This is a genomic window from Dictyoglomus thermophilum H-6-12, from assembly GCF_000020965.1.
GTDB lineage: Bacteria > Dictyoglomota > Dictyoglomia > Dictyoglomales > Dictyoglomaceae > Dictyoglomus > Dictyoglomus thermophilum.
Window position 1 is genome coordinate 1,624,335 of the sequence record NC_011297.1, and the last position, 18,334, is coordinate 1,642,668.

An 18,334-nucleotide genomic window follows, 5' to 3' on the forward strand; every position below is an offset into this window, starting at 1 on the left:
ATCCAACCATGAATAAAGATATCGAAAGAAAAGTCATTGCTATACTTGAAATATTAAGTAATTACACCGAACCTATCGGCGCTAATACCATATCGGAAAAACTTTTGGAAAAAGGTATAGAACTAAGTGATAGAGCTGTAAGATACCACTTAAAAATAATGGATGAACGAGGACTAACCAAGGTCGTAGGAAAAAAAGGAAGACTCATAACTGAAAAAGGAAGAGAAGAGATAAAAAAAGCCTTAGTAGCCGACAAATTAGGGTTCATCATAAGTAAGATAGAAAATCTTGCTTATCAAGTTACCCTTGACAAATCTACTGGTAAAGGAACTGTAATTTTAAATCTATCTGTCATTCCTAAAAAAGATCTCAAAAAGGCTTTAAACATTATGAAAGATATACTTAAAAAGGGTTATGGAATAAGCGAGAAAATAATTATCTTTGACGAAGAAGAAGAGGAAATATCTCCAGGAGTTTTTGTTCCAGAAAAATCTGTGATCATAGGTACCGTTTGTAGCGTAACAATTCATGGAATCCTTATCAAAAATGGTATACCAGTAAGTGCAAAATTTGCAGGAGTTTTAGAAGTAAAAGAAAACGAACCTATTAGATTTTTAGAAGCAATCACATACAATGGCTCAACCCTTGATCCGTTAGAAATATTTATAAAAAGCAGAATGACTTCCCTCTCTTCCGTAGTAAAAAGAGGTGAAGGTAAAGTTCTTGCTACCTTTCGAGAAATACCAAACTCTGCACGAGAAGATGCCCAGAATATAATTGAGATGTTAAAAGATATAGGAATAAAAGGTAAAATTTACTTAGGAAAACCCAATCAAGAAATATTTGGAATCCCAGTCACTCAAGAAACATCTGCCCTCGTAATAGTAGGAGGTCTTAATCCCATAGCAGGAATAATAGAAGCAAATATTGAAGCTGAAAATAAAGCCATGAGTATTCTTTATAATTACGAACAACTTCAACCTATAAAAGAATATCTTTAAACTTTGTCTAATAACCTCATTAAATCAGGTAAACTACTCTTTAACTTATGCCATCTATCAATAATATTTCTTAGTTCTTCCTCTCTCTTTTTAATCACATCTTTATTTATAACTGGATTAGGACTTCCATAAGTTTTTTTCAAATTCAAACTACTCTCAGGATTCAACAAATCAAATATATCTCGATCGAAGAGCTCTGAAAAGCCCCTCCACTCCTCAAGAGAAAGTTCTCTAAATTTTTTATTATTTTCCTCACAGAATCTAACTACCTCACCAACAATTTTATGAGCTTCCCTAAAAGGTACTCCTTTCAGAACAAGATATTCCGCTATATCTGTTGCAAAAAGGAAATCTTCAGAAGAAAGTTTATACATTCTCTCAGTATCAAACTCAATCTTAGGTAAAAATCCAATCCAAACCCTTAATGCTATTTTTAATTCATCGATGGAAGAAAACAAAGAAGGTTTGTCTTCTTGCAAGTCTCTATTATAACTCAAGGGTAATCCTTTCATTATAGTAAACATATTCACAAGATTTCCAATAAGCTTACCACATTTACCTCTTGTGAGTTCAGCTACATCAGGATTTCTTTTTTGAGGCATCATACTACTTCCTGTAGAATATTCCTCAGGAAGCTTTACAAAAGAAAACTCTTTTGTAGCCCACAGTATTATTTCTTCAGCAAGACGAGAAAGATGATTATAAGTAAGAGCTGAAAAGAACAAAAACTCAAGCACAAAATCCCTATCAGAAACAGCATCCATACTGTTGTCAGATATTTTTGAGAAATTAAGAAGTTCTGCGGTATATTCTCTGTCAAGAGGAATAGTACTTCCCGCAAGAGCGCCAGAACCAAGAGGCAATACATCAACTCTTTTGTATATATCCTCAAGCCTCTGCAAATCCCTACTAAACATGGCATCATATGCCAAAAAATAGTGAGACAGTGTTACAGGTTGAGCCTGTTGGAGATGAGTATATCCCGGCATAGGGGTACTTATAAATTTCTCAGAAAGCTCAAGAAGAACCTTCCTCAAGTTTATTAACAATTCTGCTATATCACAAGTTTCTTCTCTCAAATAGAGTCTTAAATCAAGTATTACTTGGTCATTTCTACTTCTTCCTGTATGAATTTTCTTGCCTATATCTCCAATTCTTTTAGTAAGACTCTCCTCCACAAAGGTGTGTATATCTTCACTATCCCTTATTAGATCAGGATTATTTGATATTTCCAAATATAGGTTTTTAATCTCATCTTTCAGAACTGCTAATTCTTCCTGGGATATAATACCAATTTTATTAAGCATAACTACATGAGCAAGAGTGCCTAAAAGATCTACTTTCCACAGCCTCTTATCAAAATAAAGAGAATATGTAAAATCTTCTACAACTTCCTCTAACGACTTTCTCCAGCGACTTCCCCAGAGAGCCATACTTCCTCCTTATAGAAATCTTGAATCGCTCTATAATCTATATCTTTATCTCCAAATTCCATAATCATTTTCACCACCGCATTCCACATATCTTCGGATACAATACAAGAGAGGCCAATGTCAAAGCATGCCCTTCTCCATGCTTTGTCCTTGTTGTCTACTGCCACCACTAGATCAAAATCGTAATTGGCAAGAGTAGATAATTCATCTCCCTTTATATCTATTTTTATAAAATCTTCGTGATCTTCAAGAGAGTAAAGCTTATAACCTAAATTCTTTAACTCCTTCCAAGGGGAGGAGACAATTGTAGTAACAAGTATCTTACCTCCGTTTATAGGAACCTTAACTCCACTAGCATATAAAGCTTTATAAAGAGCTTTAGACCATTCATAATCTATACCCATAACTTCACCTGTTGATCTCATCTCAGGGCCAAGCTCTACCTCTGCGCCTTTAATCTTCGTAAAAGAAAATACAGGAGCCTTTATAGCATAATAATTAGGTCTAGGATGAAGTCCTGGTTTTAGACCAAGATCCCTAAGACTATATCCAAGAGCCACCTTGGTAGCATATTTTACCAAAGGTAATTTTAAAGCTTTACTAAGATAAGGTATAGTCCTAGAAGCCCTTGGGTTTGCTTCAAGTACATATACCTCTTCATCTTTAGAAGATATCACATATTGAATATTCAAAAGACCTTTAACCTCAAGTCCAAGTGCTATTTTTGTGGAATAATCCACAATTTTATCTATTACTTCTTGAGAAAGAGTATAATGGGGAAAAACAGTAGTACTATCTCCGGAGTGAATTCCAGCCTTTTCAATATGCTCCATAACTCCAGGAATAAATACCTCTTTCCCGTCACAAAGAAGATCTACCTCAGCCTCTTTACCTACTATAAATTGATCCATCCATAAGGGTAAGATTATATCCTTTCTCTCAAAATAGTCTTCCAAATCTTTCATATTATGCACAATAATCATTGCCCTTCCACCAAGTACATAAGAGGGCCTTAAAAGTACTGGAAAACCTATCTCCTCTATTACTTCTTTGGCTTCTTCAAGACTCCTTATATAAAATCCTTTAGGTCTTGGAATTTTATTCCTCTTTAGAAATCTATCAAATTTTTCCCTATCCTCTGCCAAATCTATACTCTTTTGAGATGTTCCTAATAGATAAAAACCTCTCTTTTCAAGATTTTTAGATAAGTTAATAGAAGTCTGACCTCCAAACTGAGATAGAAAACCCAAAGGTTCTTCCTGTTCCATAATATTTGTAACATCCTCACTGGTTAAAGGTTCAAAATAAAGTCTATCGGACATATCAAAGTCTGTACTTAATGTCTCTGGGTTGTTATTTATCATTATAGAGACAAGTCCTTCCTCTTTAATAGCCTTCACAGCATGTACAGTACAATAATCAAACTCTATCCCCTGTCCTATCCTTATAGGCCCACTACCAAGAACCACAACAGATCTCTGAGGATTCTTTTGAGCCTCATTTTCATCTTCATAAGTTGAATAATAGTAAGGAGTACTTGCAGCAAATTCTGCTGCACAGGTATCTACGATCTTATATACTGGAAAGATCTTATGAAGCCTTCTATAAGCAAAGATTTCATCCTTTGTAGCATTCAAAAAACATGAAAGGTCATAATCGCCAAAACCTATCTTTTTAAGTTCTCTAACTTCTTCAGGAGAAAGCTCATTTAAGCTCTTACCTCTATATTTTTGAGCTATTTCTATAAGGTTATATATTTTTGTAAGGAAAAATTTGTCTATCTTAGTTAATTCATAGGCCTGATCTACTGTAAGTCCCCTCATAAATCCCTCTGCAAGCAAAAACAATCTTCTATCATCTGCCATTTTTAGATATTTTCTTATTTCCTCATCACTAAAATAGGAATATCTTCTATCAAAAAGGCCTGCATCAACTTCTAAAGATCTTAGAGCCTTTAGGAGTGCCTCTTCAAAAGTCCTACCAAGGGCCATAACTTCTCCTGTTGCCTGCATTTGAGTACCCAGTCTTCTGTCCCTAACTTTAAATTTTTCAAAAGCCCATCTGGGTATTTTTATTACCACATAATCAAGAGTAGGTTCAAAGGCTGCATAAGTTTCTCCAGTCACAGGATTCTTTATCTCGTCAAGAGTTTTACCAAGAGCAATCTTAGCAGTAAGCCTTGCAATAGGAAATCCTGTAGCTTTAGAGGCCAAAGCAGAAGATCTACTTACTCTTGGGTTTACTTCAATTACATAGTATTCTCTCTTATTGGGATTTAAAGCATATTGAATATTACATCCACCTTCGATCTTTAATGCGGTGATTATCTTTAAAGACGCTGTCCTCAGCATCTGATACTCTATATCAGTAAGAGTTTGGGTCGGCGCTACCACGATACTATCCCCTGTATGTATACCCATAGGATCTACATTTTCCATACTACAAACAGTAATTACGTTACCTTTTCTGTCCCTCATTACTTCGAATTCGATCTCTTTCCATCCTACAACACTTTTCTCTAGCAGAGCTTGACTCACAGGACTCAATCTTAAACTCCTCAAAAGAGCCTTCTCAAATTCTTCAAAAGTTTCAACAATTCCTCCTCCCGTTCCTCCAAGAGTATAGGCAGGCCTAATAACAAGAGGTAACCCAATAATTTCAAGAGCCTTTCTTCCTTCCTCCATAGATCTTACCACTACGCTAGGAAGTACAGGTTCTCCAATCTCTTCCATCCTTTTTCTAAAAAGTTCTCTATCTTCAGCCATACTAATGGATTCAAGGGAGGCTCCTAGAAGTGGAACTCCATATTTCTCAAGAATACCTGCTGATGCAAGCTCCATAGCAAGATTCAAACCTGTTTGTCCGCCAAGGGTGGCAATTATACCATCAGGTTTTTCTTTTTCTATAATTCTTTCTACTACTTCTGCGGTTATAGGTTCTATATAAATCCTATCTGCCATCTCCCAATCGGTCATTATGGTAGCAGGATTAGAGTTAATAAGTACTACTTCTACCCCTTCTTCCTTTAAAGCCTTACATGCTTGAGTACCAGAATAGTCAAATTCTGCTGCTTGTCCTATTACTATAGGTCCTGAACCTATTACTAAAACTTTCTTATATTTCTCCAATGTAGTTCACCTCACTCATCAAAAAAGTCTATAGTATTCATCAAATATAAACTTAGTATCCCATGGACCTGGAGAAGCCTCTGGATGGAATTGAACCGCCACTAAAGGTAGAGAATTATGTTTTATACCTTCCACAGTATGATCGTTCAAATTATAGTAATTTACCTCAAAGCCAGGGGGTAAAGTTTTTTCATCTATGGCATAACTATGATTTTGGGAAGTTATATAAGTTCTTCTTGTATCCACATGATATACAGGGTGATTAGCTCCTCTATGACCAAACTTTAACTTATAGGTCTTAGCACCAAAACTCAAGGCTATAAGCTGAATACCTAAACAAATTCCAAGAATTGGCTTTTCAAGGGACATGATTCTTCTTATGGTTTCTTGAACATACGGTACATTAGCAGGATCGCCAGGCCCATTGGATAGTACTATTCCATCAGGATTATAATTTTTAATATCTTCAAAGGAAGTCCATGCTGGGAAAATCTTAATTCTAAAATTATATCTCAATAGTTCTCTCACTATACCCATTTTCACTCCAAAATCAAGAAGAGCAAGCTTTTTATCCCCTTCTGGATTTATCTCATAAGGAACAGTAGTAGTAACTCTCCTTACAAGATCAAGATAGCTAAAATCATATTTCAAAAGTTTTTTGGCTAGTACAAAGGCGTCCTTTTCTTTTGTAGAAATAATGGCTTTCATAGTACCAAACTTTCTTATTTCTCTTACTATAGCTCTGGTATCTACTTTGTGAATTCCAACTATCTTGTTCTCAACCAAAAATTCTCTAAGACTTTTCTCGCTATTCCAGTGAAACTTGTAATCATTAAACTCCCTTGCTACAACTCCACTACAATGAATCTTTGAACTTTCAAGTCTTTCTGTATCTACACCGTAATTTCCTATAAGGGGATAAGAAAAAACAATTATTTGATTAGCATAAGAGGGATCCGTCAAGGTCTGAGGATATCCTACCATTCCTGTATTAAAAACAATCTCACCCACCACTTCTCCTTCATATCCAAAACTTTCCCCCACAAAACTATGTCCTGTCTCTAAAACAAGAATAGCTTCTTTTCCTCTCATTATTAACACCTCTTCTGTAAAACATCTTTTATATTTTCTATACCCATTTCAAGCTCTTCTTTGGTTATTATTAGAGGAGGAAGAAGTCTTAAAACATTCTCTCCTGCAGAAAGAACAAGGATACCTATTTCTATCAATTCCTCCTGAATTTCTCTTGCCTTTATACCATTTAGCTCTATACCCCACATAAGACCTCTACCTCTTATCTCCTTAACCGAGTGAAGATTCAAAAGATCTTTTAGTTTTTCTTCCATAAAAAGTCCTTTTTCTCGCACTTCTCTTAAAAATCTTTCATTACCTACAATGTCAAGAACTGCTGTACCTGCAGCACAAGCTATGAGATTTCCTCCCATTGTAGTACCATGAGATCCAGGCCCCATAACTTGAGCAATATCCCTTGAAGTACATACTGCTCCAAGAGGTAATCCTCCCCCAAGAGCCTTTGCTAAAAGTACTATATCTGCTTTAACCTCGTAATACTCTTCAGCGAGAAAATATCCTGTTCTTCCTATACCCGTTTGAATCTCATCAAAAATTAAGAGTATACCCTTTTCTTTAGTAAATTCCCTTACCTGCTTTAGATATTCCTTATTAGCAGGGTTAACTCCCCCTTCTCCTTGTATAGGCTCTAAAATCACAGCACAGGTTTCTTCATCAACGGCATTCTCAAGAGCCGAGATATCGTTATAGGGAACATAAGTGAAACCTGGAACAAGGGGTTCAAAACCCTCATGATATTTTTTTTGCCCTGTTGCAGAAAGAGCTCCATAAGTCCTACCATGAAAAGAATTGTTCATACTAATGATTTTCCATTTTTTACCCCCAAAATACTTTCTAGACAATTTAATTGCTGCTTCTACAGCTTCAGCTCCACTATTACATAAAAAAAATGCCTCCCTTTTTGTAAGGGAGGCAAGCTTTTCAAGAAGCTCAAATTGCGGCAAGTTATAAAACAGGTTTGACACATGACTCAACTTCTCTATCTGATCCTTCACCCTTCTCACTATTTCCGGATGAGAATGACCTAAAGCATTTACTCCAATTCCGCTGGTAAGATCTAAATATCTTTTGCCTTGATTATCAAACAACCAAATACCTTCGCCACGCACAAAAACAGGTTTAAACCTTTTATATACAGGGAAAAATCTATCTTCCTTCATCTTTTCACCTCATGTTCTATAGTATGCATTTATTTTGACATACTCCTCTGTAAGATCACATCCCCAGGAAATTGCATTGTATCTACCTTCATTGAGTATTATTCTTATTCTCACTTCACTACCCTTTAAATAATTTTTCACTTCCTGTGAATTATACCCTAAAGGTTCATTTTTTGCAAAGACTAAGTGTTCGCCTATATAAAGCTCTATTTTATCAAGATCAAAAACATATTCCGTTTGTCCAATGCTAGCAAGGACTCTACCCCAATTATCATCACCTCCAGCAATTGCAGCCTTAACAAGATTAGACATAACTACAGCCCTTGCCATAATCCTTGCCTTTTTCAAACTCTCTGCTTTTTCCACTGAAACCTCAATAAGCTTTTTAGCTCCTTCTCCATCTTTAGCAATCATTTTAGCAAAATTTTGGGTAACCATATCTAAGCCTTTTTGAAACCTTTTCTCCGAAATATCTTCTTCTTCGGTAGAGAATATTAGAACTGTATCGTTAGTGCTACTACATCCATCAATACTTATTTGATGAAAAGACTTATCCACACTTCTCTTTAAGACTCTCTTTAAAGCCTCATTACCAAGTTTGGCATTAGTTCCAATAAAGACTAACATTGTAGCCATATTAGGGTGAATCATTCCTGCTCCCTTTGCAATTCCACTTATTATTACATTGCCATTCTTAACTCCTGAAAGTTTTGGAAATGTGTCCGTAGTCATGATAGCTTCTGCTATATCTTTACCAGAATTCTTTGAGAGATTTTTGAAAGCAAGGTCTATACCATAAGCTACTTTATCCCTTTCAAGACAAGCCCCAATTTTTCCTGTAGATGCCACAAAAACCAATTCTTTTTCGATTCCTATTCTTTTTGCTACCTCTTCAGCCATAAATTCTGCATCCTTAATTCCTCTTTCTCCCGTACATGCATTGGCTTGTCCACTATTTATAACTATAGCCTGAATAAGACCATATTTTTCCAAATGTCTTTTTGAAACTATCACAGGTGCAGCTTTAACTGTATTTCTCGTAAACATAGAAGCTGCATTAGCAGGTTTATCAAATACTATGAGAGCAAGATCTAATTTGTTATTCTCTTTTAAACCACAAGAAACAGCAGCAGCTTTTACTCCCTTTATATCCGTGAGATATAGTTTTTCTACCTTCCAAGCCATTTTTCTCTCCAACCTCTCTCTTCTATGGATATAGTGGTAAAAAGTCAAGACCTAAATTTTCGTCATAACCAAACATGATATTCATATTCTGAACAGCCTGGCCTGCTGCTCCCTTTATAAGATTATCTATAGCTACAAAAATTACTGCATTTCTCGTATTCTTATCTACCTGAGCACTTATTACTGCCCAATTTGTACCTCTAACTTTCTTAATCTCTGGTGAACAAGAAGGAGGTAGTATCTTTATAAAATATTCATCTTTGTATACCTCTTTAAATAACAGATACAATTCATCAGATGTTATATCCTCCCTAAGAGGAACATAGATGGAAGCAAAAATACCTCTAAATACTGGAATAAGTTGAGGAATAAACAAAACTCTTAAATACCCCATCTCTTTGACTATATTCTCAATCTCTGGCTGATGTCGATGATTAAGAATAGAATAAGCCTGATAGTTTTCTGCTATATTACCATATATGCTTTTGTCAGTGGGTTTCCTTCCTGCCCCTGAAATTCCAGACTTAGCATCGATTATAGCGTTTCCATAAGTTAAATTATTTTTTATCAATGGGAAAAGTCCTAAGAGTGATGCTGTAGGATAACATCCAGGATTAGCTATATACTTTGCATCTCTAATCTTCTCCCTAAATACCTCTGGAAGTCCGTAAACAACTTTTTCCAAAAGCTCAGGCATGCTATGTTTTATTCCATAAACCCTTTCGTATTCTCCAGGATTTTTGAATCTAAAGTCAGCACTCATATCTATGAATCTTTCAGGGATTTGATTATCATTTAAAAATTTTAAAGTCTCCCCACTTCCAAGGGCAAAAAACACTACATCTAAGTTCTTATAAAGTTCTGTGTAAGAACTCCTATCTGACACAAAAATTTTTTCAGACTCAAAGATCCAAGAATCCTCAAAATGATCTGAAAAAAGATAAAGTTTTTCTACCTCGGGATGTTTCAAAAGAATCCTTGTGAGCTCCAGGCCAACATAACCCGAAGCACCCACTATTCCTACCCTAATCATTATTGCCTCCTTTTAGAGCGTAAAGATAATTTTGAAGACCAAAGAGCTTAATAAAGCCAACAGCAGATTCCGTAGAGAAAGTACTCCCTTTATCATAGGTAGCAAGTCCATGATCATAAAGGGAATAAGGAGACTCTCTTCCAACTATGGAGAAACTCCAAGGAAGAAGCTTTATTTTTACTTTTCCCGTTACTCTATCTTGGGTCTTATCCATAAATGCTTGAAGAGCCTCTCTAAAAGGATCAAACCAAAGTCCATAGTAGACAAGTTCAGCATATTTATCTTCAAGCATCTTTTTATAATGGGCAAGTTCTCGTGGTAAAACCATATCTTCTAAGGCTTCGTGTGCTCTTATAATCACTATCGCTGCTGGAGCTTCATAAATTTCTCTAGACTTAATTCCGACGAGCCTATTTTCTATGTGATCGATTCTTCCAATTCCATAACTTCCTGCAATTTTGTTTAACTCCTCTATAATCTCTACAACATCCTTTCTAACACCATTTAATTCCACGGGAACTCCCCTTTCAAAAGTTATCTCAATATAGGAGGGCTCTCTATTTTCAAACCTTGTCCACAAATATATGTCCTCAGGAGGCTCTTGCCAAGGATCTTCTAAAATCCCACCTTCGATACTCCTGCCCCACAAATTCTCATCAATACTATAAGGACTCTTACGTGAAACTGGAATAGGAATATTATTTTCTAATGCATATTCGATCTCTTCTTCTCTTGAAAAGTTCCATTCCCTTACAGGAGCAATAATCTCCAAATCAGGAGCAAGAGCTTTAACTCCTAAATCAATTCTTACTTGATCGTTACCCTTTCCAGTACATCCATGAGCTACGTACTTTGCTCCATTTTCCTTTGCTATTTTAACAAGATATTTAGCAATCAAAGGTCTAGACAAGGCTGTAGCAAGAGGGTAAACTCTCTCGTACATAGCATTAGATTTTATGGCAGGAATAATGTAATCTTTTACAAATTCTTCTTTCAAATCCAGAACATAAGCCTTTTCAACTCCTAAATTCTCTGCTTTATTTTTTATTTCATCAAGGTTTATTCCCTGGCCTATATCTACTGTTAAAGTTATTACATCGAGTGAATATTTTTGCATAAGCCATTTTATAGCCACAGAAGTATCTAAACCACCAGAATAGGCTAAAACTACTTTCTCTTTTTTCACCTTACTTTACCTCCTTTGAAGTTTTGAAAAATTATACCATAAAATTGCATATTTATACACAAATTAAAAAAATTTTAACAAATATTGTCTAAAAAAGTTCCTGTGTAGTATACTTTAAAAAATCTTTTCATAACTTAAGGGAAGGAGGATTTTTATGAGTCTTGTTTTTTATATAATGTTAGCCCTCTTAATAATTTTAGTAGCTATAGATATAGCTTTAAGACTAAAGAAAGAGAAAAAACCTCAATTACGTAAATTAGAAAAAGGAGAAGAATTAATAAGCACTTCTAACACAATGAAACTTGACGCATCTTTGCTTCCTATAAATTGGGCATATCTAATAATAAAACACGGAGAAAACAGAGGAAAGGATTTTAAAATTATAAAAGACGAAACCACCATAGGAAGAGAGCCAGAAAATGACATTGTTATTCCAAATCCCACTGTTTCAAGATTTCACGCAAAGATAACTCGTAGCGAAGACAAATATTTTATAGAAGATTTGGGAAGCGCCAATGGCACCATGGTAAATGGCATAAGAGTAACAAAAGAACTTCTACACGATGGAGATATTGTCCAACTTGGAGATGTAGTTTTGGTATTCAAATGTCTTTAATTTAAGTACTTAATCTTTATTATCCCTCTTAATTATCGTATCTGAAGATGTTATGCTCTTCTTATCATAAGGATAGAGAGGATATCCTCTCTTCAAATCTTCTAAGAGTTCTTCTGGTGTTTGATATCTAAACTCAGGAAATCTAGCTGTCATTTTTTCAATAATCTTTGCTATCCCCTCTGGAACCTCAGGATTTATAGCTCTAACATCGGGAAGATCTTCTTGATATCTCTTCAGCATAAGAGAGATTGTATCCTCATCTGAATATGGAAGAATACCCGTTAACATCTCATAGAAGACAATACCAAGAGAGAAAATATCTGATCTTATATCTACTTTTTTACCTTCCAATTGCTCTGGAGAAGCATATTGAGGTGTACCCATAAACATTCCTGTCTGAGTTAATGTGGCAAGGCCTCCAACCCTTGCTATTCCAAAGTCCATAAGCTTTACTTTACCATCAGTAGTAATCATAATATTTTGAGGCTTTATGTCTCTATGTACTATGTTTTTAGAATTAGCATAAGAAAGAGCTTCGGCTACCTTTTTAACAATCTCAACAGCCATATTAATAGGAATTCTCTTTTTCTCCTCTATAATCTTCTTAAGATCCTTTCCATTTACAAACTCCATAACCATAAATACATAATCATCTTCCTTACCATGGTCTAAAACTTTCACAATATAAGGATGATCAAGATTCTTGCAAGTTTCTATTTCTCGATAAAATCTTTCCAGTACTTCTTTATCAGAAGCATATTGAGGATGAAGTATTTTAATAGCAACTTCTTTATTAGTCTTCTTATCAAGAGCAAGATAAACAGAAGCCATTCCCCCTGATCCAAGCCTTTTAAGTACTTTGTATCTTCTCTTTATAACCGTACCCTCCAACCTTTCTTTGGGTATAAAGTTCAAGTAAATTAAATTTCCTAAAAATGAAAAAACAAATCCTACAGAGGGTGAAACTAAAGGAAGTAAAACCCTATTTATAAAAGCTTGATATGAGAACATAAAATACAAAAAGATAAATAAGAAAGTTAGGAATAAATTTAATATGATTCTCCTTCCAAATAAAACTCCAGGTAGAAATATTGAAAGAAAATTTATTATCAAAACAAACGGTGGAAATATATTAGTAAAAAAGTCCCGCATAAATAAATTATCAATTATGTTAGCATGAATTTCTACACCTGGCATGTAAGAGTAATTTATTCCAAGTTTTGAAGAAAATCCAGAAAAGGGATGTAAAAAAAGATCTTTCAAGGCAGGACTTACAGCTCCAACCAAAACTATCTTGTCTCTAAAAGTATTCTTTGGAAAATTACCTCTCAATACATTGACATAAGAATAGACCCTGTAAGTTCCTTCTCCTCCTCTAAAATTAATATAAAAATCCGAAGGAAGGGTTAGAGTAAGGGAGGAAAAATCCTTTTTACTTATGAATTTGTAAGCCACAAGGGCAAGAGAATAATATTTTACAGATCCAGAATTTTCATAGATTCTAACTCTTCTTACCTTGTTATCTTCATCAATATACAAGTTACTATAACCACTTCCAAGAGCAGAGTTTTTCAAAATCTCAACAGGTTCTCGTAAGGAAACTACATTAATTTTTAATCTTTTATCAAAATAAGTCTGAAGATATCCTGAAAGAACCACATTACCTGCAGATTTTATCTTTTCTGCCAAAATCGCATCAAAAGGAGTAGCTGTATCAAAAAGAACATCAAAAACAATAATCTTAGGCTTCTCTTTTCTCAATACATCAATAAGCTTAGCATGGATATCTCTTCTCCAAGGCCAATTACCGAGCTCTAAAATGGAGTCGTCATCTATACCAATAATTACTATATCCTTATAAGGATTAATTTCTCCCCTTAGATGAAACCTGAGATCTACTGTTTGCTTCTCCCATACCTTGAAAAAATTAAGATTAGACAGGATAAGAAGCAATATAAAAAAGCCAAAAAGTAATCCAAACTTTATCAATATTCTTCTCATATCCCCTAAACCATTTTACTATAAAATCCTATATTAATAAAGCCATTATTGCCTTTTGCACATGAAGCCTATTTTCAGCCTCATCAAAAACTACCGAGTTAGGTCCATCCATCACCTCGTCCGTAATTTCTTCACCTCTATGAGCAGGAAGACAATGCATAACAATAGCATCTTCTTTAGCTAAAGAAAGTAATTCTTTATTAAGCTGATATGGAGGCAAAACCCTTCTTCTTATTTCCTTCTCATCTTCCTGCCCCATGCTTACCCATACATCGGTATAAAGTACATCAGCATCTTTTACTGCCTCTTTAGGATCCTCTATAATCTCAATACTTCCTCCATACCTTTTAGCAAGAACTAAAGCTTCTTCTAATACCTTCTTAGGAGGCATAAACTCCTTAGGAGAAGAACAAACCACATTCATTCCAAGCATTACTCCTGCAAGAATTAGTGAGTTAGCCACATTATTACCATCCCCAAGATATACTACTTTTAACTTTTTAAAGCCCTTCTTCTCAATAATAGTAAAATAATCTGCTATAACCTGACATGGATGTTCCAAATCAGAAAGGCCATTTATCACAGGAATACGTGAATACTGAGCAAGTTCCACGAGAGTATCATGAGAATAAACCCTCGCCATTATACCATCCACATATCTTTCCAACACTCTTGCTGTATCTGCTATAGTTTCTCCTCTTTTTAGTTGCATCTCTTGAGCATTCAAATACAAAGGATAACCTCCTAATTGATGCACGCCAACCTCAAAAGAAATTCTTGTTCTAGTAGAAGGCTTTTCAAAGAATAAAGCCACTGTTTTACCTTTCAAATAATCATGTATTCGCTTACCAGCATAATATTCTAATTTTAAATTCTTAGCCAAATGGAATATTTGTTCTATCTCTTCTCTAGAAAGATCAAGAATAGAAAGTAAATCCCTTCCCTTAAGATCACCCATTAATTTTTCCTCCCTAATATAAGTTTTATTAGCACCTATTATACTAATATTACTTACCTTATACCTTAAAATTTGGTATTATACAAGTTATGAGTCTTAAAGAGAGAGATTATCGATGGAATTTTATAGTAAACAGTATAGATAACGCATTCTTTAATTTAGGAATGACCTTTGGGTCTATACAGACCTTACTTCCCCTTTTTGCAAAAAACTTAGGTGCAGGAAACCTCGAGATAGGGCTGATCCCCGCTATAGCCAATTTGGGATGGGCTATACCTGCCATAATAGGCGCAAAATATTCTGAAAAATACAAAATAAAACTACACTTAGTACTCAAAGTAACCATGGGAGAAAGACTACCTTATCTTTTCATGGCTCTTATAGCTTTTTTTATCGCTCCCCATAATCCTCACCTTGCCCTTTATTTATCTCTTTTTATGTTAGGAATTGCTACCTTCTCTATGGGATTTCTTGGCCCTCCTTGGATGAGTATGATAGGAAAGGTAATAGAGCCCTCCAAAAGAGGATTATTCTTCGCTATGGGAAATGGGCTTGGAGCAATAATGGGAGTTGGAGGGGCCGGTATAGCAAGGATTATACTTGCAAAATATTCTTTCCCCTACAACTTTGGATATTCTTTTTTGTGTGCAAGCATTGCTCTTCTTATCTCTTTTATATTTCTTGCTCTAACTCGGGAATATCCTGATGACACAGAAAATTCAGATGTACCATTAATAGAGTACATTAAAAGTATAAAAATCGTATTTAAGTATGAAAACTTTAAAAACTATGTCATCGCAAGAATTTTAAATGCATTCTCTGCCTCTTTTATAAGTTTTGTGGTAGTATTTGCATCTAAAAATTTCTCCATACCTGATAAAGTTGGCGCAGATTTTACTGCAATACTTCTTATATCTCAGGCAATATCATCCTTTATTTTAGGTCCCCTTGGAGATAAATATGGACACAAACTTCCTCTAACCCTAGGAAAGATTTTTATTCTCTTAAGCATTATTACCCTCCTCTTGGCAAAAAATATATTTAATATTTATCTTGCATTCATCTTAATTGGTTTTATAAACAGTGCTTTTTGGGTTGGTGATTCTGCTATGGTTCTTGAGATTTCACCCCCTCAACACAAAGAACTTTATATTGGAGCCTTAAGTTTAATTCTTTCTCCCTTCTCTTTTATAGCTCCAATTCTTGCAGGTAAGATCGCAGATATAAAAGGTTTTAAGTTCCTATTTATCACATGCCTTTTAATAAGTATAATAAACCTTGTATTCTTTATATATGGAGTTAAGGATCCAAGAAAAGATGCTCAAAGTACTAATAACATTAATAACAATTAGCCTTTTAGGATACTTAGGGAAAAAATATCTTTTTAAAGAAGAAGATAAAGAAGTTATATCAAAATTTGTATATAATTTTTCTCTTCCTGCTTTAGTCTTTTACTCTATTTACACAAGCCCTCCACAGATAAGCTCATTTAAGGTTGTAATCACTGAGTGGATAACAAGCTTTTTAATAGGTGCTATCTCTATTCTCCTTGGTTTTATACTTAAACTGAATAAGAGAACTATTGCAAGCCTGTTTCTTGTAAGTGTGGGAGGAAATGTTACCTTTATGGGCTATCCAATAATGGAAAGACTATTTGGAAATCAAGGATTAACCCTTGCTATCCTTTTTGATCAATTAGGAATGATTATATTCATATACACCGTTGGAATCTTAGTAATTAATTTACTTGTTAGCTCTGAAGATGGTACAAAAGGAAGTATGGGGCTTTGGAAAATATTACAAAACCCTCCACTGTGGGCCTTATTAGCAGGCTTCCTTTTTCAGAAGATTAATATTCCTGACTTTATATTAGACAGTTTTTCGATTCTTGGAAGAGCCACAACCCCACTTATGATGTTTCTTCTTGGTCTATCTCTATCAAAGCCTTACAAGGATAATAGGTCTATCATAGGAGTATCCCTTGGAATACTCCTAAAATTAATTTTATTTCCTCTCTTTTCTTTATTTATTGCAAAATTCCTAAATCTTAGTGGTATTCCTCTAAAAGTTACTGTTCTTGAGTCCGCCATGCCTTCTATGCTTACAGCCCTTGTTCTCGCTATCCAATTTAATCTGGACTACGTATTTGCATCTCAGACAATTACGTATTCTACTCTGTTTTCACTGATCACCTTAAATTTATGGATAGGGGTGATAAAATGATAGCTCTGCTTAAGGTCAGTATAATTCTTGGAATCATTGTAGTCTTGCTCTCCAAAAATTTTCCCCTTTCATGGGCTCTGCTTGGTGGAAGCCTTATCATGGGAATTAGCTTTGGCATTCCTTTCCGTATGATAATGAAAGGCTTCTGGGAAGGTTTATCAAGCTGGGAAACTATTAAGCTTGTTCTTATCTTATATTTTATTGCCCTCTTTGAAAACATTTTAAGAGAAAAAAATTTACTACAAAAAATGGTTCTCTCGCTCAAAAAACTCATCAAAGATACAAGAGTTAGATTAATCTCCATGCCTATAATTATGGGACTCCTTCCATCTGTAGGAGGAGCTTTATTCTCCGCCCCCCTTCTTGATGAAATCTCAAAAGAGGACAATATAGATCCAGAGAGGAAGAGTTATATAAATTACTGGTTAAGGCATATTTGGGAGCCTTTCTTACCCATATATCCAGGAATAATATTAGTGTCTATATTAACAGAAAAACCATTGAACTTTTTTGTTAGGGAAGCTTTACCTTATGGCCTTGCAACCCTTGCCATTGGCTTGTTTTTTGCCTTTTATAAAGCCAATCTCGAGAAAGCTAATCTTAGCCAAGAAAGTCAAAATATCGGACAAAATGAAGATTCTCAAGAAAATTTAGAAAATCCCCAGGAGACAAATGAAACAGAAACCTCTATTGAAGAAATTGAAATCACTAATCCTCTTTCTACTTTTATACTCTCCTTTCTCCCTATAATTTCCTTACTGTTTCTTGTAATTTTCTTCCACTTTGATCTCCTATATACCCTTATAGGCATAAACATTGTTTTATTCTTTATACTAAAATTTGATTTCAACAAAATGAAAGAGACACTTATTCATTCCATAAACCTACAAAATTTAATTTTGATTATTGGAGTAATGATATTTAAAAGAATGCTTGAAATAACTGGTGCAGTATCAGACATTGCTTATTCTCTCAATTACTCCTTCATACCCACATATATAATCTTTTTCCTACTTCCCCTAATCATAGGAATCTTTACAGGAGTAACTTCTGCTACTATCGGAATAACAATTCCCATACTCCTAAAAATGCTTCCTTATCAAAATCCCTCCAAATATCTTGTTCTTGCCTTTGCCAGCGCTTTCTTAGGTATAATGGTGTCTCCCCTTCATTTATGTCTTGTATTAACTAAAGAATATTTCAAACCCGATTGGAAGAAACTTTATAACTATGTTGTAAAGAGTGGAATTTTACTTGCCATATTTATACTTCTTAAGTTTTTCTTAACCTAAAGTTAGAAAAGTTTAAGAAAAATTCA

General features: G+C 34.7%; 14 protein-coding genes. 5 read left to right on the forward strand and 9 right to left on the reverse strand.

Annotated elements, in window-relative coordinates; all coding sequences use genetic code 11:
• The first annotated feature begins 8 nt into the window (after positions 1–8).
• Positions 9–1,001: a DUF128 domain-containing protein gene (locus DICTH_RS08090; protein WP_012547276.1), complete on the forward strand. Its 993-nt coding sequence runs from the start codon at positions 9–11 to the stop codon at positions 999–1,001.
• Here DICTH_RS08090 and argH read toward each other — a convergent pair.
• From argH to DICTH_RS08125, 7 genes are read right to left on the reverse strand one after another with little or no spacing between them, the layout of a single operon-like run.
• Positions 998–2,434, reverse strand: a complete 1,437-nt coding sequence (gene argH, locus DICTH_RS08095; RefSeq protein ID WP_012547422.1) for an argininosuccinate lyase — start codon at positions 2,432–2,434, stop codon at positions 998–1,000. The genes DICTH_RS08090 and argH overlap by 4 nt on opposite strands.
• Entirely contained in the window at positions 2,398–5,562 is a 3,165-nt protein-coding gene (gene carB, locus DICTH_RS08100; RefSeq protein ID WP_012548124.1) for a carbamoyl-phosphate synthase large subunit, read from the reverse strand. The genes argH and carB overlap by 37 nt, the downstream gene beginning before the upstream one ends.
• An 18-nt stretch (positions 5,563–5,580) precedes the next feature.
• Positions 5,581–6,654: a glutamine-hydrolyzing carbamoyl-phosphate synthase small subunit gene (gene carA, locus DICTH_RS08105; RefSeq protein WP_012546963.1), complete on the reverse strand. Its 1,074-nt coding sequence runs from the start codon at positions 6,652–6,654 to the stop codon at positions 5,581–5,583.
• Positions 6,655–6,656: 2 nt separating this feature from the next.
• The gene (locus DICTH_RS08110) at positions 6,657–7,814 is read right to left on the reverse strand and encodes an aspartate aminotransferase family protein (RefSeq protein WP_012546933.1); all 1,158 of its coding nucleotides are present in this window, start codon (positions 7,812–7,814) and stop codon (positions 6,657–6,659) included.
• 9 nt (positions 7,815–7,823) lie between these two features.
• Positions 7,824–8,999: a bifunctional glutamate N-acetyltransferase/amino-acid acetyltransferase ArgJ gene (gene argJ, locus DICTH_RS08115; protein ID WP_012548599.1), complete on the reverse strand. Its 1,176-nt coding sequence runs from the start codon at positions 8,997–8,999 to the stop codon at positions 7,824–7,826.
• A gap of 22 nt (positions 9,000–9,021) precedes the next feature.
• Complete coding sequence (argC, locus tag DICTH_RS08120; RefSeq protein ID WP_012547520.1) at positions 9,022–10,032, reverse strand: N-acetyl-gamma-glutamyl-phosphate reductase; 1,011 nt, start codon at positions 10,030–10,032, stop codon at positions 9,022–9,024.
• Complete coding sequence (locus DICTH_RS08125) at positions 10,025–11,218, reverse strand: argininosuccinate synthase (protein WP_012548326.1); 1,194 nt, start codon at positions 11,216–11,218, stop codon at positions 10,025–10,027. Before DICTH_RS08125 ends, argC begins: the two co-directional genes overlap by 8 nt.
• Before the next feature lie 154 nt (positions 11,219–11,372).
• Between DICTH_RS08125 and DICTH_RS08130 the strand changes: the two genes are divergently transcribed.
• Positions 11,373–11,834 (forward strand): FHA domain-containing protein, encoded by a 462-nt coding sequence (locus DICTH_RS08130; protein ID WP_012548386.1) that lies wholly within the window; start codon positions 11,373–11,375, stop codon positions 11,832–11,834.
• A 9-nt stretch (positions 11,835–11,843) separates the two neighbouring features.
• Here DICTH_RS08130 and DICTH_RS09715 read toward each other — a convergent pair whose 3' ends face one another.
• Both DICTH_RS09715 and argF read right to left on the reverse strand, forming a co-directional pair.
• Positions 11,844–13,835, reverse strand: coding sequence for a CHASE2 domain-containing serine/threonine-protein kinase (locus DICTH_RS09715; RefSeq protein ID WP_012546914.1), 1,992 nt, complete (start codon positions 13,833–13,835; stop codon positions 11,844–11,846).
• Between the two features lie 28 nt (positions 13,836–13,863).
• A complete protein-coding gene (argF, locus tag DICTH_RS08140; RefSeq protein WP_012548657.1) occupies positions 13,864–14,793 on the reverse strand; it encodes an ornithine carbamoyltransferase in 930 nt (309 codons plus the stop codon).
• 89 nt (positions 14,794–14,882) lie between these two features.
• Here argF and DICTH_RS08145 point away from each other — a divergent pair, with 89 nt between their 5' ends.
• From DICTH_RS08145 to DICTH_RS08155, 3 genes are read left to right on the forward strand one after another with little or no spacing between them, the layout of a single operon-like run.
• Complete coding sequence (locus DICTH_RS08145; protein WP_012546955.1) at positions 14,883–16,145, forward strand: MFS transporter; 1,263 nt, start codon at positions 14,883–14,885, stop codon at positions 16,143–16,145.
• Positions 16,111–17,016, forward strand: a complete 906-nt coding sequence (locus DICTH_RS08150) for an AEC family transporter (RefSeq protein ID WP_012548039.1) — start codon at positions 16,111–16,113, stop codon at positions 17,014–17,016. Before DICTH_RS08145 ends, DICTH_RS08150 begins: the two co-directional genes overlap by 35 nt.
• Positions 17,013–18,308: a DUF401 family protein gene (locus DICTH_RS08155; RefSeq protein WP_012547036.1), complete on the forward strand. Its 1,296-nt coding sequence runs from the start codon at positions 17,013–17,015 to the stop codon at positions 18,306–18,308. The genes DICTH_RS08150 and DICTH_RS08155 overlap by 4 nt, the downstream gene beginning before the upstream one ends.
• Positions 18,309–18,334 lie beyond the last annotated feature (26 nt).